This is a genomic window from Leuconostoc lactis KCTC 3528 = DSM 20202, assembly GCF_014651235.1.
Lineage (GTDB): Bacteria > Bacillota > Bacilli > Lactobacillales > Lactobacillaceae > Leuconostoc > Leuconostoc lactis.
The window spans coordinates 35858-58305 of the sequence record NZ_BMWM01000007.1 but is presented as its reverse complement, the minus strand read 5'-3'; the positions used below and the strand labels follow the sequence as shown (position 1 = coordinate 58305).

The 22448-nt window shown below is 42.0% G+C and carries 18 protein-coding genes; 17 read left to right on the top strand and 1 reads right to left on the bottom strand.

Annotated features, from left to right (window positions below; genetic code table 11):
• The first annotated feature begins 6 nt into the window (after positions 1-6).
• From rfbB to IE039_RS03295, 17 genes are all read left to right on the top strand, one after another.
• Positions 7-1044, top strand: coding sequence for a dTDP-glucose 4,6-dehydratase (rfbB, locus tag IE039_RS03380; RefSeq protein ID WP_019040950.1), 1038 nt, complete (start codon positions 7-9; stop codon positions 1042-1044).
• An 80-nt stretch (positions 1045-1124) separates the two neighbouring features.
• The gene (locus IE039_RS03375) at positions 1125-2291 is read left to right on the top strand and encodes a nucleotide sugar dehydrogenase (RefSeq protein WP_010002298.1); all 1167 of its coding nucleotides are present in this window, start codon (positions 1125-1127) and stop codon (positions 2289-2291) included.
• 260 nt (positions 2292-2551) lie between these two features.
• Positions 2552-3661, top strand: a complete 1110-nt coding sequence (locus tag IE039_RS03370; RefSeq protein WP_010002297.1) for a glycosyltransferase — start codon at positions 2552-2554, stop codon at positions 3659-3661.
• Positions 3640-5100, top strand: coding sequence for a lipopolysaccharide biosynthesis protein (locus IE039_RS03365; protein ID WP_019040949.1), 1461 nt, complete (start codon positions 3640-3642; stop codon positions 5098-5100). Before IE039_RS03370 ends, IE039_RS03365 begins: the two co-directional genes overlap by 22 nt.
• A 98-nt stretch (positions 5101-5198) precedes the next feature.
• A complete protein-coding gene (locus tag IE039_RS03360; RefSeq protein WP_019040948.1) occupies positions 5199-6149 on the top strand; it encodes an acyltransferase family protein in 951 nt (316 codons plus the stop codon).
• 261 nt (positions 6150-6410) lie between these two features.
• On the top strand, positions 6411-7577 hold the full coding sequence (locus IE039_RS03350) for an AAA family ATPase (RefSeq protein WP_189428726.1): 1167 nt from the start codon (positions 6411-6413) through the stop codon (positions 7575-7577).
• A gap of 8 nt (positions 7578-7585) precedes the next feature.
• Entirely contained in the window at positions 7586-8674 is a 1089-nt protein-coding gene (locus IE039_RS03345; protein ID WP_189428725.1) for a GntR family transcriptional regulator, read from the top strand.
• Between the two features lie 230 nt (positions 8675-8904).
• On the top strand, positions 8905-10329 hold the full coding sequence (gene araA / locus IE039_RS03340; RefSeq protein WP_189428724.1) for an L-arabinose isomerase: 1425 nt from the start codon (positions 8905-8907) through the stop codon (positions 10327-10329).
• Positions 10330-10341: 12 nt separating this feature from the next.
• On the top strand, positions 10342-11718 hold the full coding sequence (locus IE039_RS03335) for a sugar porter family MFS transporter (protein WP_189428723.1): 1377 nt from the start codon (positions 10342-10344) through the stop codon (positions 11716-11718).
• 77 nt (positions 11719-11795) lie between these two features.
• Positions 11796-13415, top strand: a complete 1620-nt coding sequence (locus IE039_RS03330) for a xylulokinase (protein WP_189428722.1) — start codon at positions 11796-11798, stop codon at positions 13413-13415.
• A 5-nt stretch (positions 13416-13420) separates the two neighbouring features.
• A complete protein-coding gene (locus tag IE039_RS03325; protein WP_010003242.1) occupies positions 13421-14125 on the top strand; it encodes an L-ribulose-5-phosphate 4-epimerase in 705 nt (234 codons plus the stop codon).
• A 123-nt stretch (positions 14126-14248) separates the two neighbouring features.
• Positions 14249-15202, top strand: a complete 954-nt coding sequence (locus IE039_RS03320) for a ketopantoate reductase family protein (protein ID WP_055307625.1) — start codon at positions 14249-14251, stop codon at positions 15200-15202.
• Between the two features lie 75 nt (positions 15203-15277).
• The gene (gene msrA / locus IE039_RS03315) at positions 15278-15805 is read left to right on the top strand and encodes a peptide-methionine (S)-S-oxide reductase MsrA (RefSeq protein ID WP_019040348.1); all 528 of its coding nucleotides are present in this window, start codon (positions 15278-15280) and stop codon (positions 15803-15805) included.
• Positions 15806-15963: 158 nt separating this feature from the next.
• Positions 15964-16908, top strand: a complete 945-nt coding sequence (gene rnz / locus IE039_RS03310; RefSeq protein ID WP_055307627.1) for a ribonuclease Z — start codon at positions 15964-15966, stop codon at positions 16906-16908.
• A 33-nt stretch (positions 16909-16941) separates the two neighbouring features.
• On the top strand, positions 16942-18903 hold the full coding sequence (recJ, locus tag IE039_RS03305) for a single-stranded-DNA-specific exonuclease RecJ (RefSeq protein WP_189428721.1): 1962 nt from the start codon (positions 16942-16944) through the stop codon (positions 18901-18903).
• A 57-nt stretch (positions 18904-18960) separates the two neighbouring features.
• Complete coding sequence (locus IE039_RS03300) at positions 18961-19491, top strand: adenine phosphoribosyltransferase (protein WP_010004086.1); 531 nt, start codon at positions 18961-18963, stop codon at positions 19489-19491.
• A gap of 150 nt (positions 19492-19641) precedes the next feature.
• The gene (locus IE039_RS03295) at positions 19642-20055 is read left to right on the top strand and encodes a DUF7311 family protein (RefSeq protein WP_156310349.1); all 414 of its coding nucleotides are present in this window, start codon (positions 19642-19644) and stop codon (positions 20053-20055) included.
• Positions 20056-20480: 425 nt separating this feature from the next.
• On the opposite strand, the gene IE039_RS03290 is transcribed toward IE039_RS03295, so the two are convergent.
• Positions 20481-22175: an ATP-binding cassette domain-containing protein gene (locus IE039_RS03290; protein ID WP_189428720.1), complete on the bottom strand. Its 1695-nt coding sequence runs from the start codon at positions 22173-22175 to the stop codon at positions 20481-20483.
• Positions 22176-22448 lie beyond the last annotated feature (273 nt).

Below are 22448 nucleotides of genomic sequence, written 5' to 3'. Positions count from 1 at the left end.
AGAAACATGACTGACTATAAAAATATTTTGGTAACTGGTGGCGCTGGCTTTATCGGGGCGAACTTCGTGCGTTACATTGTGGAAGAACATCCCGACGTGTTTGTAACCGTGTTGGATAAGTTGACTTATGCCGGCAATAAGGAAAACTTGGCTGGTTTGCCTGAAGACCGCGTGAAGCTAGTGGTTGGTGACATTGCCGATGCCGAATTGGTCGATCGATTGGTCGCTGAAACAGACGCTGTGATTCATTATGCTGCCGAATCACACAACGATAACTCACTAAAGGATCCATCACCCTTTGTGCAAACCAACATTATTGGCACGTACACGTTGATTGAAGCAGCGCGTAAGTACAACAAGCGCTTCCACCACGTCTCAACTGATGAAGTCTATGGAGACTTGCCATTGCGTGATGACTTGCCAGGTCATGGCGAAGGTGCTGGTGAAAAGTTTACACCTGAATCACAATACCGCCCATCAAGTCCTTATTCTTCAACAAAGGCTGGGTCTGATTTATTAGTACGTGCTTGGGTGCGCTCATTTGGCTTGCAAGCGACCATTTCTAACACATCAAACAACTATGGCCCTTACCAACACATCGAAAAGTTTATCCCACGTCAGGTGACGAACATTTTGAGTGGCATTAAGCCAAAGTTGTACGGTAATGGGAAGAACGTGCGTGACTGGATTCACACGCATGACCATGCGACAGCCATTTGGGCGATTTTGACTAAGGGTAAGATTGGCGAAACTTACCTGGTTGGTGCCGATGGTGAAAAGGACAATATCACCGTTTTGCGTGCTATTTTGAAGGATATGGGCAAGGCCGAAGACGACTTTGACTTTGTGCAAGATCGTTCAGGGCATGACTTGCGTTATGCTATTGATGCGACCAAGATGCGTGAAGAACTCGGTTGGACACCAAAGTATACGGACTTTGAAACCGGCCTAGCAGATACCATTCAATGGTATGTCGATAACCAAGCTTGGTGGCAAGGTGAAAAGGCCGAAGTTGAAGCCAAGTACGCTGAGAATAACCAATAGGCTGTTTAATAGTAAATTATCAATTGAGTTTGAGTAGCTGATAATTTATTATTGGACAATTGAGAAAAAGGAGAGAAAAAATGAATATTGCAGTTGCAGGAACAGGGTACGTCGGTTTATCATTGGCGACTTTATTGTCGCAGGACAATAAGGTCACAGCAGTCGACATTATTCCGGAAAAAGTTGATTTAATTAACGCAGGCATATCTCCAATTCAAGATAATGAAATCTCAGATTTTCTGGCAAACAAAGAATTGAATTTATTAGCGACCACTGATGGTAAGGCAGCCTATAAAGATGCCGAATTTATTGTTATCGCTACGCCAACTAATTACGATACGGAAACCAATCATTTTGACACAACAGCTGTTGAAGCTGTTATTGAAGAAGTGTTAGCGGTTAATCCAAATGCTTTGATGATTATTAAGTCAACTATTCCAGTTGGGTATACAGAAAGTGTTAAAGAAAAGTATCAGACAGAAAATATTATCTTCTCACCAGAATTTTTGCGAGAAGGTAAGGCTTTGCTGGATAACTTACATCCATCTCGAATTATTTTGGGTGAAGATTCAGAACGTGCAAGAAAGTTTGCACAGTTGCTAATTGATGGCGCAGTAGATAAGGATATCCCAACACTATTTGTTGAGAGTTCTGAAGCAGAAGCTATCAAGTTGTTCGCTAATACTTATTTGGCAATGCGTGTTGCTTATTTCAATGAACTAGATACCTATGCAGAAGTCCGTGGATTAGATACTAAAAAGATTATTGATGGTGTTGGCTTAGATCCACGTATTGGTAGTCATTATAATAACCCATCATTTGGTTATGGTGGGTACTGCTTGCCAAAGGATACGAAGCAATTATTGGCAAACTTTGAAGATGTGCCGAACAATATTATTCAAGGTATTGTTGACGCAAACACAACACGTAAAGACTTTGTTGCTGATCAGGTTCTTAAGCGTGACCCTAAGAAGGTTGGTATTTATCGTCTAACAATGAAAGAAGGTAGTGACAATTTCCGTGCTTCTTCAATTCAAGGTGTGATGAAGCGTATCAAGGCAAAGGGAATTGAAGTAGTGGTTTATGAACCAACACTTAAAGAAGATGAATTCTATCGTTCAGCTGTCATTCATGACTTTGACACATTCAAAAAGGAATCAGATGTTATCATTGCTAATCGTTGGGATGACTTGTTAAGTGACGTTGAAGATAAGGTCTACACACGTGACTTATATCGTCGTGACTAAAAATATAAATAAATATTACCACTTTTGGGGTAATATTTATTTTGTTTAGGCGGAATTATCATATATGTTCATGATTGTGATTATTCAATAAATAAATTATTGTTTGTAGGTGAGAGTGATTTTAGATTAATAGAGGATCATAGATAGGTTTAATAAAAAATAGTGACAATACCTATCTATGCAAAAATGTCTGGAAAAGATTTCAGCTTGCTGCGTAATCCAATTCTAATAATGAACGAAGTAATAGAGAGGATCCTATAGTGGTAAATACTTTAGTTGTGGCGGATGATTTTGGTGTTGGAGGACTTCAAAGAGTAACTGCAAAAATTGGTCAAAATTTTTCGGATGAACATCATGTTGAATTTTTAAGCATATTTTCAAAGGAAAACTTTTATTTAGCTGAAGAACCATTGATTGGAATTTCAAAACAACAATATCGATTCGTTCGAGTTTTTTCAAAATTATTTCGAATAACGGGTTTGAATTCGAATTTAGCTTTTGAAAATTATATTTTTTATCGTAAAATCAAAAAATATATTATCCAAAAAAATATCCAGACTGTGATACTGTCTGGTGGTTGGGGAATTTTAACTGGACAGTATTTAAGAAATGATTTTCCGGAATTAAAAATCATTATTTGGATTCATAATGATTTTGATATATACCTGAACAAGTATTATCAGAGACAAAAAAAGGAATTAGTGTTATCAATAAAAAGCGCAGATAGTGTCGTTGTTCTAACTGAAAGCGGTAAGCAGAAAGTTCTAGAATTATCGCAAAATGTTGAAAGAATTTATAATCCAGTTACCTTAGATAATACAATTGGAAATTCTGAATTAAATGTGAAAATAATATCCGTAGTTTGTCGATACGCAATTGAACATAAAGGGATTGATAATTTAATTCTGATTGCTAAGACAATTCCATCAGATTGGAAAATTGCAATTGCAGGAACTGGATCACCTAAAGATATTTTAGAAGTTGAGAATTTAATTCAAAAACATGGTGTCCAGGATAAAATTATTTTAAGAGGACCTTTAAATGGAATTGAGTTACAAAATCATTATAAAAATTCATCGATTTATATTATGACTTCAAGATGGGAAGGTTTTCCTTTAGTTTTAGCAGAAGCAATGAATTTTGGATTACCGATTATATCATTCGAAAATGGTGGTTCAAATGAAGTTCTAGAAAATGGAAAATATGGTAAATTAGTTGAGCAAGGTAATGTGGAACTATTTTCTGAAGAACTAAATCGTATGATTTCTGATATTCAACTAAGAAAAGAATACGCTGTTAAATCGCTTCAAAGAGCAAAGAGCCTTCAACTAGATAGCATAATAAAACAGTGGGAAAAAATTTTACAATAGAAAGCTTAGAAGGTATAAATTTGAATAATTTTGGTAAAGGAATGTTGTTTACTTTTTTTGGCACATATAGTAATTTTGTTGTCCAATTAATTGTAAATATGATATTAAGTAGACTATTAACACCAGAAGATTATGGTGTCGTAGCTATTATGCAAGTTTTTATTATCTTTTTTCAACTTATGGTCGAGTCGGGAATGGGACCAGCAATTATCCAAAATAAAAGGTTATCCGAAAAAGATATCAATGTAATTTTTAACTACTCTTTTGTACTTGCGATGGGTATGGCAATATTATTCGGGTTTTTTGGCCAATTTTTAGCGTATGCGTATGGTGATGATATATATATTAAACTAACTTGGGTACAGGCAATTTCAGTTTTTTTTAATGGATTAAATGTCGTACCGACTGCGGTGCTGCTTAAACAGTTAAGATTCAAAATTGTTAATGTGAATTTAATTATTGCGAATTTCTGTTCCGCAATTGTTGGAATTTCTTTCTCCTTTTTAGGATTTGGTGTATACGCACTGATATATAGTGTTATAACCTCAGCAATGGTTAATTTGACACTGAATTTCTTTTATTCAAAAATATCATTTTCTAGTAATTGGAATGTTCAGCCTATAAAAAAAATATTTCATTTTTCCAAAAATCAATTTGGCTTTAATTTTATTAATTATTTTTCCAGAAACTCTGACAATATTTTGATTGGAAAATTTATAGGCGCAAGTGCTCTAGCTAACTATAATAAGGCATATCAGTTACTTATGTTGCCCAATCAAATGTTTTTAAATGTGATTAATCCGGTTATGCAACCGGTGCTGTCGGAATATCAGGATGATGTGATTTATATCAGAAATTTTTATTTTAAAATAATCAAAATTCTAGCAACTATTGGTTTGCCATTATCGATATTTCTTAGCTTGTCTTCTGAACAAATAATCATGATTATGTTTGGCTCACAATGGAATAGTGCAGTGTTACCTTTTTCTTACTTAGCACTTACCGTATGGTGTCAAATGACAATATCAACAACTGGAGCAATCTTCCAAGCAAGAAATCAAACGAGATTATTATTTTTTACAGGACTAGTTAGTGCAATCAATTTAGTTTCATTTATTTTGATTGGAACCTTTATGGGAAGTGTTAACAATGTTGCTGTGTGTTTATCAATTGGTTTCTTACTAGGATTTTTCTGGAATTTCTATCAATTGATCGTAAGGTCTTTAGAATATTCATTGTTTAAATTTTTATCACTTTTTAAATCAGGAATATTTCTAGCCGTTGTCATGTTTGTATGCTTAAAATTGGAAGAATTATTTGATCCATCAAATTATATATATAGTTTTGCATTGAAAGCATCTGTTTTCATGATTGTAATGAGTGTATATCTATATTCAACTAATGAGAAGCAAGAAATATTAGATTTGCTTCGTCGATAGTCAATTATTATCTCTTAATCTATTATGACAACCCACACATTATCACGTATAATAAAAATAATAGTATAAAACGTGATGAGAACGTTGGGATTAAGTTGATGGTTAAGAGAAATTCAAATATTGAGCTATTGCGATTGATCGCAATGGCATTTATTACGGTGCACCATTTTGCTATTTGGGGTTACTTTATTGGTGGTGATGTTCATACAGTGCACCCGAATACGGTGTGGCTACAGTTTTTAGAATTATTTGGGAAGATTGGGGTGGATTTGTTCATTCTGATCACTGGCTATTTTGCCATTAATCCCAGACCGACATTTAAGAAGGTTTGGCAATTAACCAATACGGTGCGGTTTTACGCGCTCGGATTGTTTATTATTTTACTGGTTTGTGGACAGTTGCAATTTAATACTGACTTGATGTGGCGTTCGGTGTTTCCAACAATTCGGAGCATGTATTGGTTCATTACAATTTATGCCATTTTGTATATTTTTTCGGGTTATTTATCACAATTTCTCGGCCACTTACGGCGCGCCCAAGCTGTGAGTTTCATTGCACTGGGTGTCTTAATCTTTATGGTGTTACCGACGTTTTTGAAGGGCTGGGGGAGTCAATTAACGGACTTGCTACCGGTATTCTTCTTTGGGTTATACCTGAGAATGTATGGCGTGTCAAAGCGATTGTCCACGCTACTTAAGGTCTTACTAGGTGTCACGGTTGTGATTGCGGTGTTGTCAATTGGGTTGAGTGATTTGGTGGGGAATAACCGACCAGAGAGTCAAGCCATTGCCGACGCAACGAGTTACTTTGTAACGGGGAGTTCGCCACTGGCATTCATTGTAGCGGCTTATATTTTCAGTCAGACGATTCAACGCCAACCGCGTGGTAATCGTCTGATTAACTGGATGGGTAGTTCCGCAGTCGCGATTTATTTGATCCAAGACTACGAGCCATTTCACAATACGCTGTGGCAGAACATTTTCCATGTGCGCGACTTTGCGAATGCTATGGCGCAACACCAGCCTTCATTGGTTATTCGTTCTTCGTGATGGCCGTGATTGTGATTAGCGCGATTCTGATTGATAAGCTATTGAGATACATTTTGATGCGACCAGCACAGGTGTTATTAGGACTTGAAATGTTGGCCACACGTTATGTCACGCGATGGTTTAAAAAACTAATTAAAGTAACGGGTTATCAACTCGAACCCTAAAAATACTTGGTTGTCTGACGACAGCTAAGTATTTTTTTATGCGCTGTAACTTTGATATACTGAGAGTAATCGTATGACAAAGTGGAAAAGGGACAGGATGGCCAAACAGCAAGCAATCAATTTAACCCAACTTAGTGTTTCTTACCAGCAAGTACAGGCGTCAGAATATTTGGAAAAGTTGGCGCACAACATGATTCGTGAGCAGGAATTAATGGGAATCACGCGCTTAGTCGCGCATTTTCCGGTTGCGCTACCCGCATGGCAAGCGGTGTATGTGGATTATGCTGTCCCGCCGATTAGTAAAGAGTTTGATATGTTGCTCATTAATGCCGAAGGCCACATCATCAACATTGAACTCAAGAGTGACGTGCATTACGATATTGAAAAAATCCATAAACAATTACGCAATAATCGTTATTACTTAACGCTGGCCAGTCCGCACGTTGCCTTATTTACGTATAATTCAGACTTGGATCGGATTTATCATCTGACCGACCAAGACACGCTGGACGTGATTGACTTACAAGATAAGCGTTGGCAGACATCGGTGTTTTATCAAGCGGTTATGGGATTTAAAAGCGTTGTAGTGGCCAATTTGGACGACGTATTACGAGTGGCGGATTATTTAGTTTCGCCTTTCACGCAATTGGCGAGATTTCTCAAAGGGCAGTATTTATTGATGCAGCCACAGCAACAATTACAGGCTGAATTATTAGTCACGCCAAAACCAGGCATTTATGCTGTGAAAGCAGCGACCAGTGTTGGGCAGACGTTGATGATTTATGATACGGTGAAAATCCTGCGTGAACAGGGGCAGGTCCTATTGGTTCATATTGGCGCGCTAAAATCGGCACAGGCGACGCTGCGGCGGCAGTATGGCTGGCATATTTTACCTGAACGACAGTTCTTCAAGAAGCTTAAGCGCCAACGTTTACAGCCGTATGATGTCGTGATCATCACCGATGCACAGAAGTTATCCATTCGACATGTGAACAGTTTAATACGTTATTTTGCGGCACGCCACACGCGGGTCTTTATTATTGGCGACCCCAACCAGCAGAGTAAGGCGACTATCAGTAATCGTGACTATTTTGCCACGCTAACCCATGCGTTTGGCCAACAGCATCTGATCAAATTATCTGATGATTGGGTGAAAAAGTGGTACAATCGACTATGCGTTATCACGTTATTAATTTATTCATCACATCACGAAAAAGGAATGCGAACAACTCAGTGGTATGACGAATTACTGGGTTGTTCATAGGACATGGTATGACGAGCAAATATGAAATCTTAAAACATCACATTTTAGAACAAATTTTGAATGGCGAATTGGTGAAGGGACAAAAATTACCGACCGAAAGTGAAATGATGGCGGCATTTTCTGTTAGTCGTTATACAGTTCGCCGGGCCATCTCGGATTTAGAAAATGATCATTACGTTTATCGGGTGCAGGGCGGTGGTTCTTATGTCGCTGATTGGCAAGCCAAGCGAAAACAAGATAAGGCGCCGAGTGTCATTGGGATTTTGTCGACCCACGTGGCGTCGTACATTTTTCCAGCGATTATTGATGGTGCCGATCAAGTCATCAGTGAAAATGGCTATTCATTGATTTTGGCTAACACGCATAATGAACCGAAGCGCGAACGTATCGCCCTCATTAACATGATGAAGCAGAACTTGGCTGGTTTAATTATTGAACCAACACGCAGTGCTACCGCAACGCCGAATATTGATTTGTATGACAAATTACGAGAAGATGGCGTACCGATGATTTTTATCAACGCCACTTATCCGAATTTCGATGAGGTATCAGTGATCAGTGATGATCAGGCAGCGATTTATCAGGCTGCAAAATACCTCATGGAGAAGGGGCATAAGCGGATTGTGGGGGCATTCCAAGTGGATGACCGGCAAGGTGTGAACCGTCTCGATGGGTTTATGCGTGCCTATCAAGAACAGTCCGAACTCTTAACAGAATTTACCCCAGTGATTTATAAGTCTGACGAAACTACACAGGTACTCCATCACATTAACGACATTTTAATGCGCAGTCCGGAGCTGCGGCCAACAGCCATCATTGCCTATAATGATCAGTTAGCCATTCAAATCATTGCTTTAGCGCATGATTTAGGTTTACGCGTGCCAGAAGACGTGTCGGTAATGGGCTTTGATGATTTCCAGATGTCGCGTTACGTCACGCCACCACTGACAACAATGTCGCACGAAAAGGAGCGCATGGGGCGTGATGCCGCTAATTTACTCCTGCAACAAATTAAGCATCACAAAGTGGAGTCGATTTGTTATGAACCACGACTGGTTGTGCGTGATTCGGTACAAGATCTGACCAAGGAATTGTGATAAAACCAACAAAAAAATAAGTTTTTCAAATAAAGTTTGACGCCGTAATCCAGCGTCAGGCTTTATTTTTTTAAATTATTAATCGTATGACAAAAAAATAACCTATTGACTTATACGGACAAATATTTTATATTATGTTTGTAAGCGGTTACACTAACACGACAAATTCTAGATAGATCGGTTAATGACGCTCATAAAATTATAAACAATAAAAAAAGAAGGATATTAAAATGGCAGTGATGGAAAATTATAAGTTCTGGTTTGTGACAGGTTCTCAATCTCTTTATGGATCTGATGTATTAGATCAAGTAGCAGCAAATTCTCGTGAAATTGTTGACAAGTTAAACGCATCAAATGTCTTACCTTATCCGATTGAATTCAAGACGGTGGGTGTGACAGCGGAAAACATTACCGAAACCATGAAAGAAGCCAACTATGATGACTCTGTCGCAGGGGTAATCACCTGGGCACATACTTTTTCACCCGCAAAGAATTGGATTCGCGGGACACAATTGCTGAATAAGCCACTCTTACATTTGGCCACACAAATGTTGAACACGATTCCTTATGACACAATTGACTTTGATTATATGAACCTCAACCAATCAGCTCATGGTGATCGTGAATACGCCTTTATCAATGCGCGCTTGCGTTTGAACAACAAAATTATCTTTGGTCACTGGGCAGATGAAACTGTTCAAGCACAAATCGGCAGGTGGATGTCAGTCGCAGTCGCCTACAACGAAAGTTACAAGATTAAGATTGTCACATTTGCGGACAAGATGCGTAACGTGGCCGTGACAGATGGCGACAAAATCGAAGCGCAAATTAAGTTCGGCTGGACAGTTGATTACTGGGGTGTGGGTGATCTCGTCGCTTATGTTAACGCCGTCGATGACGCCGCGGTTGATCAACTTTATGTCGACTTACAAGACAAATATGATTACGTCGTTGGTCAGAATACACCAGAAAAGTTTGAACACAACGTCAAGTATCAACTCCGTGAATATCTTGGTTTGAAGCAATTCATGGACGAAAAGGGCTATTCTGGTTTCACAACCAACTTCGAAGATTTGGTTGGCTTGGAACAACTACCAGGACTTGCCGTACAGCTTCTCATGGCTGAAGGTTACGGCTTTGCGGGTGAAGGGGACTGGAAGACAGCTGCCTTGACACGCTTGCTTAAGATCATGGCTAACAATGAAGCAACGGTCTTCATGGAAGATTACACATTGGACTTGCGTCCAGGACATGAAGCCATTCTTGGTTCACACATGTTAGAAGTTGATCCAACGATTGCGTCAGACAAGCCACGCGTTGAAGTGCATCCCCTTGGTATCGGTGGTAAGGATGATCCAGCACGTCTGGTCTTCACTGGTCGCACAGGTGATGCGTTGGACGTCACTTTGGCAGACTACGGTGATGAATTCAAGTTGATCAGCTATGACGTGGTTGGCAACAAGCCAGAATCTGAAACACCATTCTTGCCAGTGGCTAAGCAATTGTGGACGCCAAAGAGTGGCTTAAAGCAAGGTGTTGAAGCTTGGTTGTCAGTTGGTGGTGGTCATCACACAACGTTGACCTTTGCCATTGATTCTGAACAATTAGCTGATTTGGCCGCACTGTTTGGTGTGACATATGTTGATATTAAGTAACGGTATGGACACATGACAAATCAACCAACTAAAAAAATTTCAAGTCGTTTTATTTACTTCTTCGGCGCGTTTGGTGGTATTCTCTTCGGTTATGACATCGGTGTGATGACTGGCGCGTTGCCGTTCTTGCAAAAAGATTGGCATTTGACGGATGCCGGTACCATTGGTTGGATCACATCAAGTTTGATGTTAGGTGCGATCGTTGGTGGCGCACTCGCCGGACAATTATCAGATAAATTAGGTCGTCGTCGTATGATTTTGGCCGCATCATTTATCTTCGCTATTGGTTCAGTCATGGCTGGTATCTCGCCAAATGATGGGGTCGCTTGGCTCTTGATTGCGCGAACATTACTTGGTTTGGCCGTGGGCGCTGCGTCAGCTTTGGTACCATCGTATATGTCAGAAATGGCCCCAGCTCGTACGCGTGGGCGTCTCTCTGGTCTGAATCAATTGATGATTGTGTCAGGAATGCTCTTGTCTTACATCGTGGATTACTTATTGCAAGGCTTGCCACACGACATTGCTTGGCGCTTAATGCTTGGCTTGGCCGCTGTACCAGCCGTGATTCTCTTCTTGGGTGTGTTACGGTTGCCTGAATCACCACGTTTCTTAGTGAAAACAGGGCATATCGATGCTGCGCGTCGCGTGTTGACTTATATTCGACCTAGCAATGAAGTTGCGGGCGAATTAGCAGACATTCAACGCACAGTAGCGGTTGAAGACGGTGCGCAAAAAAATATTACTTTAGCGACACTCTTTTCATCAAAGTATCGTTATCTAGTAACGGCCGGCATCGGCGTGGCTGCTTTCCAGCAGTTCATGGGTGCCAATGCGATCTTCTACTACATCCCTTTGATCGTTGAAAAGGCGACGGGGCAATCGGCAGCCAGTGCGCTACTTTGGCCAATCGTTCAAGGTGTTATCTTGGTCTTGGGTGCGATCTTGTATATGGTGATCGCCGACAAGTTCAAGCGTCGGACACTCTTGATGCTTGGTGGTACGATCATGGCGTTATCTTTCTTAATGCCAGCAATCTTAAACATGGTTGTCGGGGCAGAGAATTTGCCACCAATGCTGATCGTTGTCTTCCTCTCAATCTTTGTGGCCTTCTACTCCTTCACTTGGGCACCATTGACTTGGGTCTTGGTTGGTGAAATCTTCCCACTTGCCATTCGTGGTCGTGCCGGTGGTTTGGCATCAGCCTTTAACTGGATTGGTTCATTTGCGGTTAGCTTGCTGTTCCCAATCATGACAGCAATGATGCCACAGGCTTCAGTCTTTGCCATCTTCGGGGTGATCTCAATTATTGCGGTACTTTTTGTTAAGTTTGCCGTACCAGAAACACATGGTAAATCACTTGAAGAAATTGAAGCGCAAGGGACGCGTTAATTGCAACAAGATGAAAACGCTAATCACCCTTGGCTGATTAGCGTTTTCAATTACAGCATAATAGGAGAAATAATAGCATGACATCAGAAAATATTAAAGCAGCCATTACGTCAGGGCAAACTGCTTTAGGCGTTGAATTTGGCTCAACCACCATTAAAGCTGTCTTGACGACGCAAGACGGTACAACCATCGCTTCCGGTAGTTATGACTGGACGAACAGTTTCCAAGATGGCTCATGGACGTACGCGTTACCTAATGTCTGGGCTGGTTTACAAGTGGCGTATGGGCAATTAAAGACAGCCGTTCAGGCTGAATATGGCGTAACCATTACAAAAATTAACAGCATGGGCTTTTCAGCTATGATGCACGGCTACTTGGTGTTTGACGCTGATGATGAACAACTTGTACCCTTTAGAACTTGGCGTAACGCAATCACAGCCGACGCTGCGCGTGAATTAACACAACTATTTGCGTTTAATATCCCACAACGTTGGAGTATTGCCCATCTTTATCAAGCGATTTTGAATCAAGAGACGCATGTGAAAAACATTGCCTACATGACGACTTTAGCTGGTTATGTCCATTGGCAATTGACTGGGGAGAAAGTCCTTGGGATTGGCGATGCTTCCGGTATGTTCCCGATTGATGAAGCAACAGGGGATTACGATCAGGTGATGCTTGATCGCTTTAATCAACTCAAACCAGTACAACAATACCAGTGGCAACTCACTGACATTTTGCCTCAACCATTAAAGGCGGGAACACCAGCCGGTACATTAACCGAAAAAGGCGCGTTGTTACTTGATCCAACTGGGGATCTACAACCTGGGACGCGTTTGGCGCCACCTGAAGGTGATGCTGGGACGGGGATGGTTGCCACAAATAGTGTGAACAAACGGACAGGAAACATTTCTGTTGGAACGTCAATTTTCTCAATGATTGTCTTGGAAAAGCCACTGGCTCATGTCTACAGCAACATTGATATTGTGACGACGCCAACCGGCTTGCCGGTCGCCATGGTACATGCGAACAACTCGGCGTCAGATATTAACGCTTGGGCGAAGCTCTTTGCGGAATTTGCTCAAAAAATTGGCCATGACCTATCAACAAAGGACCTCTATCAAGTCCTATTTGATGCCGCATTAACGGATGCAACGCCAGATGCTGGTGGTTTGTCAGGCTATGGCTATTATTCTGGGGAAAATATTACTGGGGTACCAGAAGGTCGACCACTCTTAGTGCGTCAACCAGATGCTATTTTCAGTGTCGGGAACCTCATGCGCTTGCACATCTTTAGTGCGTTTGGTGCCATTAAAATCGGCATGCGTTTGTTAGCTGATGAAGATGTGTTGACTGACAATATTGTGGCGCAAGGTGGTGTGTTTAAGACGCCAGTGGTCGCCCAAAAGTTGTTAGCCGCAGCTTTGAATACCAATGTGACAGTGATGCAAAACGCCGGTGAAGGTGGCCCTTGGGGCATGGCAATCTTAGCTTTGTATGCTGCTAACAACGACACGACGTTATCGTTAGCTGACTTCTTAGCGGAACAGATTTTTGCGGACAGTGTGGCGGAAACGCTATCACCAGATCCGGTAGATGTGGCTGGTTTTGAAACATTTATGACACGTTATATCAATGGTCTTGAAATTGAAATGGCCGCCATTAAGGCTTTGCCAAATCAAGCCACAAAGGAGTAGACAACATGTTAGAAGCGCTGAAACAAACAGTATATGAAGCCAATATGACATTACCTGCCAATAATCTCGTGACATTAACGTGGGGGAACGTCTCACAAATTGATCGCGACTCAGGGTTGTTTGTCATTAAGCCAAGTGGCGTGGCTTATGATGAACTCACGCCGGCAGATATGGTCGTGGTTGATTTGGATGGTCAAGTGGTTGAAGGCGAATTGAATCCCTCAAGCGATACACCAACGCATGCATTCTTGTATCGACATTGGCCAGAAGTCGGTGGGATTGTGCACACGCATTCTAAGTGGGCGGTGGCCTTTGCCCAAGCGGGCATTCCAGTAACTGCGGCGGGGACAACGCATGCGGATACGTTTTACGGGGATGTGCCGATCGCTGATCGTCTCACGCAAGAGGAAGTCGATGGCGACTATGAATTAAATACCGGCCAATCTATTGTGCGCGTGTTTGATCGTCAAAACCTTGATCCGATGGCGATTCCTGGTGTTCTAACCAATGATCATGGGCCATTTACTTGGGGAAAAGATGCCAAAACGGCAGTCCAAAACGCCATTGTGCTGGATGTGGTGTCAGAAATTGATTTCCACACCATGCAGTTAAATCCCACGCAAGATTTACATGTGCCACAATATTTGCTTGATCGGCACTATTTCCGCAAGCATGGAGCGCACGCCTATTATGGTCAAGGCACCCATTAAGATTGTTAGCTGTTAGTGCGCTGTTTAATTGTCGCTTTTTCAAAAACCAACGTGTGGTAAAATAATAGTAATTATTTATTTCTGAAAGCGGAGGCGTTCATCGCTGATGGACGAATATAAATTATGAAAATAGCGATTGCAGGATTTGGCGCACTTGGCGCACGTTTGGGAATTATGCTACAAGCGGCCGGTCATGATGTGACCGGTATTGACGGTTGGCCAGCACACATTGCAGCCATTAATACCAAGGGATTGACGGTTGTTCATGATGATCAAGACCCAAAGGTTTACTATTTACCCGTGATGACCCCACAAGAAGTAACGGGGACGTTTGACCTGATTATTTTGTTGACCAAAACACCACAGTTGGATCGGATGTTGACGGATATTGCGCCAATTATCACCGATCAAACACAATTACTCATCTTGTCTAACGGTTTGGGTAATATTGAAGTGATGGCAAAGCACGTAGACAAGTCACAAATTGTGGCCGGTGTGACGTTGTGGACATCATCTTTGGTGAAGCCTGGTGAGATTCACACAACGGGTTCAGGTTCGATCAAGTTGCAAGCACTGGCTGGTGGGGATGCGCAACCGATTGTTGAGGCATTGAACGAAGCCGGTTTGAATGCTGAATTGGTACCGGATGTCATGACAGCCATTTGGCATAAAGCCGGTATCAATGCCGTTTTGAATCCGTTGTCAGTGTTGTTAGATGCCAACATTGCTGAATTTGGGACGGCGGGCAATGCCATGGATATGGCATTAAATATTTTAGATGAAATGAAGCAAGTCGGGGCCTCACAAGGTGTCAAAGTCGATGTGGCGGGTATTATTGCGGACTTGAGTCGTTTATTGAAGCCAGAAAATGCGGGTAATCACTATCCGTCCATGTATCAAGACATTCAAAATGGTAAGCGAACAGAAATTGACTTTTTAAATGGCTATTTTGCGCGTCTTGGCCAACAAGAGGGCATTCCCACACCATTTAACGCGTTGGTCACACGATTGATTCACGCCAAGGAAGATATTGTGCGCACGAAGTTAGCCAAAGAAAAAGAAAATTTTGAAATTTGAGTTTGATTATAGTATGATGAGAGAGACGGAGAACGTTTCTCTTTTTTATTTTAGCAACGAGATAAGGACAAACTCATGACAAAGACGACGGAAACAGCCATTTTTGCGGGCGGATGCTTTTGGTGCATGGTGCAACCATTTGATTCATTGCCTGGCATTGAAAAAGTACGCTCCGGTTATACCGGTGGTCACACGGAAAATCCGACTTACGAAGAAGTGAGTTCACACACGACGGGGCATACGGAAGCCGTGAAAATTTGGTTTGACCCAGAACAGTTATCGTATGCCGAATTGGTCGAAATTTACTGGGAACAAACGGATCCAACGGACGCCATGGGGCAATTCCAAGATCGTGGTGACAATTACCGGCCGGTGATTTTTGTCGCTGATGACACGCAACGTGCCATTGCGGAAAAGTCCAAAGCGGCATTAGCAGCCTCTGGTCGCTTTGATGCGCCAATTGTGACGACAATTGAAGACGCGCAACCGTTTTATGAAGCCGAAGAATACCACCAAGACTTCTATAAGAAGGATCCAGCGCGTGAAGCGATGGTCATGGCTAGTCGCGTGGCTTTCCAAAAGACCCATTGGGATGACAAGTAAACAGCGTGAGCTGTTTTTTATTTTGTCTTCGGATCGCTATCAAGTGTTGATATATGGTAAAATAGTTAAGTTATAGATGATGCAAGATCGTCTAATTGATGAGGAGAAAAACGTGCCAGCCACAGCGTTAAGCGATGTGACGGGACGCTTAAGATAACATGCAACTTGAATTTTTAGGCACTGGTTCTGGTCAACCATCAAAATTTAGAAATGTGACAAGCATTGCGTTGCGCCTCCTTGACGAGCGCAATGCCGTTTGGTTATTTGACGTCGGGGAAGCTACCCAACATCAAATTCTCAAGACAACATTGCGACCACGCAAGGTTGAAAAGATTTTTATTTCACATTTGCATGGGGATCACATTTTTGGTTTGCCTGGCTTTTTGAGTTCACGGTCATTTCAAGGCGCTGACAAACATGAACCCTTGACTATTTATGGGCCAAAAGGCATTAAAGACTTCGTGCAAACGGCGTTGCGTGTTTCAGAAACGCGCTTATCGTATCCCTTAGTTTACGTTGAATTAACCGAAGGGGTTATTTTTGATGATAGGACTTTCCGCGTGATTGCGGCTAAGATGCGTCACCGGATTGATACTTGGGGCTTTCGGGTTGAAGAAAAAGACCATCCAGGTGAACTGTTGGTTGAAAAGTTGCGTGAACAAAATGTGCCATCTGGTCCAGTCTTTGGCCAATTGAAGGCGGGTAAGCGGGTAACCTTACCAGATGGGCGGATTCTGGATGGGCGCGATTATATTGGTGCGGCGCAAAAGGGCCGTGTGGTGACCTTTATTTTGGATACCCGACCAAATGATAATATTGAAACGTTGGCGCTGAATGCGGATGTCTTGGTGCATGAAAGCACCTATGGTGCCGGTGATGAAGAAGCCAAAATGGCACGCGCACACGCACATTCAACCAGTGTCAACGCTGCCAATACCGCCCGACGGGCCCATGTTGATAAGCTGATTTTAACGCATTTATCAGCACGTTATATTGGGCCAATGGTGAAAACTTTAGTGGCAGATGTCCGCAAGATTTTCCCTAATACGGTGGTTGCTAGAGACTTAGATGTCATTGATGTGCCATTTAAAAAAGACAAATAAAGGCCGTCGGCCGATAAGTTAAAGAAGGTTACAATGAGTCAAAATAATTGGCGTTTGCTGCCCCAACCAGCGGAAAAAACAGTCCGCCAGCTCACGTCACAACTAAATATTGCCCAATTGACGGCCACCATTGTGGCGCAAAAAGGCTACACGACCCCCGAAGCGGCGTTTGCTTATCTCCAACCGAGCATCGACCAACTGCATGATCCAATGCAGTTACATGATTTAGACAAAGCGTTGGAACGGTTGATGACGGCCGCCTTTGAAGGGGAGAAAATCGTCGTTTATGGTGATTACGATTTGGACGGGGTGACGAGTACGGCAGTGATGCTTGAAGCTTTGCAAGTGCTTGGTGCCGACGTGACCGCCTATATTCCTAACCGTTTCCAAGATGGCTATGGCCCAAACTTAGCGGCTTATCAACGTTTGATCGCAGATGGCGCCCAAGTTATTGTGACGGTCGATAATGGGATCAGTGGTCACGAAGCAGTGGCTTATGCCATGAGTCAAGGCGTGGATGTCATCATCGCCGACCACCATGAAATCGGGCCAACGTTACCCGATGCCTATGCCGTTGTACATCCAAGACATCCCGAAGGCGACTATCCGTTTGCCGATTTGTCAGGTGTCGGGGTCGCATTTAAACTGGCCCAAGCGCTGTTAACTGATGGGGAACCGGTACAAGATAAAAGCGAACTACCAACGGAAATGCTCGATTTGGTCGCATTAGGTGAAATTGCCGATATGGTATCACTGACGGATGAAAATCGGACGTTGGTCTCTTGGGGGCTGAAGCAAATGGCGGAAAGTCCCCGTCCAGGGATTGCCGCCTTATTAAAAAGTGCGGGTCAGCTACCCGAACAACCGATTATTTCCGAAACGGTTGGCTTTAAGCTTGCGCCACGTCTGAATGCTGTCGGTCGGTTGGGGGATGCGCAGTTAGCATTGGATTTGCTACTGACGCAGTCACCAGATGATGCGACGGCATTGGCAACGCAAGTGGAAGCTATTAACGCGCAACGTCAAGAAATCGTTGAAGAAGTGTTTGGCGCAGCCAAGCAATTGGCGTTATCGGACGCCCATGCCAACGATCAAGTCTTAGTCGTGGCTGGGGATGATTGGCATCAAGGTATTTTGGGAATTGTAGCGAGTCGTCTCGTTGAGTTGATCCACAAGCCAGTGATTGTCTTGAGTCTGGTCGATGGGACGTATAAAGGCTCTGGCCGAACGTATGGCGATTTTGATTTATATGCACTCATGGGTCAATATCGTGATTTGTATGACACGTTTGGTGGTCATGCCAGTGCGCTTGGCTTAGGCATTTCCCCAGAAAACTTAGCTATTCTGCGGGAGCGGTTATCAAGCTTACCAGCCTTAGTGATACCTGAAAAACAAGTCGCAGTGAACATGATGTTACCAGTTAACCAACTGGATCCAACGCTCTATGACGCATTAAAATTAATGGAACCTTTTGGGACGGACAATCCGGAACCAGTCTTTGGTTTCAAAACACCTAAAATTGAAAAAGCCATGACGATGGGGGCAACCCAACAACATGTCAAGTTAACGCTGGCGAATCAAATTGAAGCGGTCGGCTTTAATCATCCAGATTGGACGCGCATTGTGCAACAACCGGCTGGGGTGTCGTTTGCCGCCACTCTGGGTTTGAATTATTTCCGCGGGCAAGCGAAGTTGCAGTTGTTATTGGCAGATGTGGCCTTACCGGAACCCGTGGAAAATACGGCGCATAAGCAATTTTTTGCGCAAGTTTATAAGTTTATTTATGCTCATCAAGACTTAAACTTCGGGCAAAACTTGGATAAAATCGCTAAGCAACTCCAGATCAGTCCCAAAGACCTCAATATTATGATTCAAGTCTTTATTGAGCTGGGATTTGTTCGGATTGTGGACGGCTATGTTAAAATTATTCCAAATGCCCCACAAAAGTCATTGACGACATCAGTGACCTATCAAAAATTTTTGGCTAATCGTTAAAAAGTAAAGAGAAAGCAGGGTGTGTTCGTAAAAGCTGAACGCACTCAGAGAAAAAATATGACAGTAGATTTACACAATTATGTTGCCACCGTAGAAAACTTTCCTGAACCAGGCGTTAGTTTTCGAGACATTTCGCCTTTAATGGGCAATGGTGTGGCTTACCATCAAGCTATTGATGCCATTGCTGCATTTGCAAAGGATTTGAATGTGGACTTGATTGCCGGACCTGAATCACGTGGTTTTATTGTCGGCTCACCATTGGCTTACGCTTTGAACGTTGGCTTTGTGCCAGCACGTAAGGGTGGCAAGTTGCCTCGTGAAGCGGTTAGTGCGTCATATTCACTTGAATATGGCAAGGAAAATGTGTTAGAAATTCACAAGGATGCCATTCAACCTGGGCAACGTGTCTTAATTGTGGACGATTTGTTAGCTACAGGTGGCACAATCAATGCAACTCGCGAGATTATTGAAAAGCTCGGCGGTGTTGTGGCGGGCGTTGCCTTCATTATTGAACTCACTGAATTGCATGGTCGTGAAAAGATCATGGCTTCTGGGGATGTGCCATTTTTGGCCTTGATGACTTACTAAAAAAGCAACCACAAACGTGGTTGCTTTTTTAGTCGTTATCTTTGCTATTCTAAATGCACAATGATAAGATGAACCATAATCTTATCATGATATTTTCGTGTACACGAATTTCGAATCAGCTACGGGTAAAAAATGATGAAAAATACCAAAATGGCAAGAAAGAACTTTAAGACGAGACACCTACTAATGGTTGTTTTGGCGATTGGTATTTTGCTGTGCGTATCAGTGCCAGCGATTCATCAAGCTGCGACAACAAAAAAAGCGACGCAAGCGCTGAGTCAGCGGGTAGCCAGTGAAAATGCAGCAGTGACGGGTCTGTATGGCAAAGAAAAACGACCTGATAAAGTGCCACCGACTTCTGGAGAAAGTGTTGCCGCAAGTACGCCAGCAACACAAGCTGGTCAAGATACGACTGCGAGTCCAGTTTATTTGATGCAGGTGGACGGGGTTTGGCTATTTAGAAATATTGAGACTGGTCAAGATCATCAATTAACACCAGATGAAATTCAGCGATATGTCAGCCAATCAACCCAAGACGTTGTTCAAAAGGTCAGCAGTCAGTGAGTTATGCGTTGACAGTCTGTCAACGCATGGTAAATTTTACTATGCTACAATCATGAGGCAAGCAAGTTAGGGCGTTGGTGAGTCCAATAGCAGGGGGTGATGTATATGCGTTTAACCTCAAGCTATAAGAGAGGATAATACCCAACATGGCCACTTTGGTCACGGTAATTGTGTTAATCACGAAGTTGGTACTACTAGCTACGGCTATTGTAGGACTGATAGACGTGATTAAGAAGTCTAAAAAGTAGGCAAACAAAAACCCCTTAACTTTGGCCGGTTCTAGGGGTTTGAGTTTGTATATAATTCAAAATACCACCAAAGCCATAGCGGGCTTGTGATTTAAAGGCTCATGTCTCTAGCATGAGTCTTTTTTAGTAACTTCATTATATCATGGATTTTATAAACTTATCAATGAACGAATTGGATTAGTTAGAAACAGAACCGTTGTATTTTCCTGCAATATTTAAAAAATTCAAAAATTCTTGATTAAATAACAAAACATCAGGTGATGCCATCTGGTAAAGCTTGCCATCTTGGATCCAAATAATCTCATCATATCTTTTAAGTAATGCCATATCAAACTTATGCGTGATATAAAGCAATGTCAAATCATCATGATTTAATAGACTGTTCTCAACGTCATGGGCCAAGCTTGAATTGAGACCAGACAAACTTTCATCGAGCACAAGCAGCGGTTTTTGTTGATACAATCCTCTGGCGATGGCGATACGTTGTCGTTCGCCGCCTGAATAATTCGTACCATTACTGGTAATCTGATCGGCTAACTGGGTTCCATTTGTTAAAAACTGTTTCGCGCCACTGTCTTGAAGTACTTTTTCTAATTTGTTGTTATCAACTTGTTTATACATCACAATATTTTGTTCAACGGTCGTGTTGAAAAGATAAGGAGATTGGTTTACATAAGCCACAATATCAAACATTTGGTCGTTGGCGTTGATGACTTGATCGTCAACACTGATTTCCCCGTCGAAATTAGTGATAAACCCTGCCAAAACATTGGCTAACGTTGATTTTCCTGAACCAGTTGGGCCAATGATCAGATATTTCTTATTTTTGATGAGCGACAAAGAGATATCATCAAGAATTGTTTTGTCGTTAAGTTTGACTGAGATATGGTTTAACGTAATACGTTCGTTAAAGACGCGTTTTGGTAGGTCGCTTTGGTGATCATCCTGGCCTTTGGATAGGTTTTCAATTTTTTGCACAATGGGCTTGGTGCTTTTCATTTGAGGAATTAGCTGAAAAATGCCAATCAATGGATAGACCAGTGTGTTCATCGTTTGCACCATCGTTAACATGATACCAATAGAAATGGCGCCTTGCATGATGAACCAAATCGCCGTCAGGACTGCGGCGTACTGAACAACTAGGCCAAGCGTGGCTGAGGTGGCATAATTCGACATAATCCATTGGCCTGATGAGATGCGAGATTGTGTATATTTTTGATTTGTGCGCTGAAAATCTTTTAAAAAATAAGGAAATGTTTGCGTCGCTTTGACGGTTGCAAAACCATTCAAAATATCCGTCACGGATTCGGTCAAATTTTCTGATTTTTCGGAAAGGGCTAATTGCTTTTCCTGCAATTTTTTACTCACCAGCGTAGGAATCAAGAACACAAGTGCTGAACCCAAAATGATAATCAAGAATACCGTTGGTTGATAATATAAAATGACTGCTGAAGAAATGATAACGACGATGATTTGAGAAATTAAATCGAAAAAGGGTTCAATTAAGTTGATTTCAATTAATTCGACATCGTTGAGTAAATTAGACGTATAAGAACTGACTTTATTCTGACCAAATTCAGACACTTGGTTAGCCGTGATGCGAGACATGGTTTTTTCCCGAATACCGTACATGATTTTGCCCACAAATTTAACCATCAGTGTTTGATTAATGACATCAAACACATAGCGGAGTAAGACCACCGTAATCCCAGCAACAATCATCATAAAAAACAACGTGGTATCTTTATGATGAGAACGTTCGACAATATAGCCGTAATAGGCCGCACTGACCACACTGGCCAGGGCATATAAAGCAGATGTTAGACTAACGATTAGGATGCTCCGCCAATTTTTTGCTATGATTTCTGTCATACTTGATTTGCTCCCGTCATGCTGAGACATATACTTGAATAGTTTTTCTATTACTGATGTTAAAAATGATGAATTTCTTATTTTATTATCATGTCACTGTAAAATAATATACCATAACTATGAATTTAATGTATATTTAATGCAATGCTAATCAATTCGGCTCATAAGCTTAAAAAATAGGCAAACAAAAACCCCTTAACCTTGCTCGGTGCTAAGGAGTTATATTTATCATAATCGTCAACAATCACCCCAACGTTAAAGGGTTATGATCGG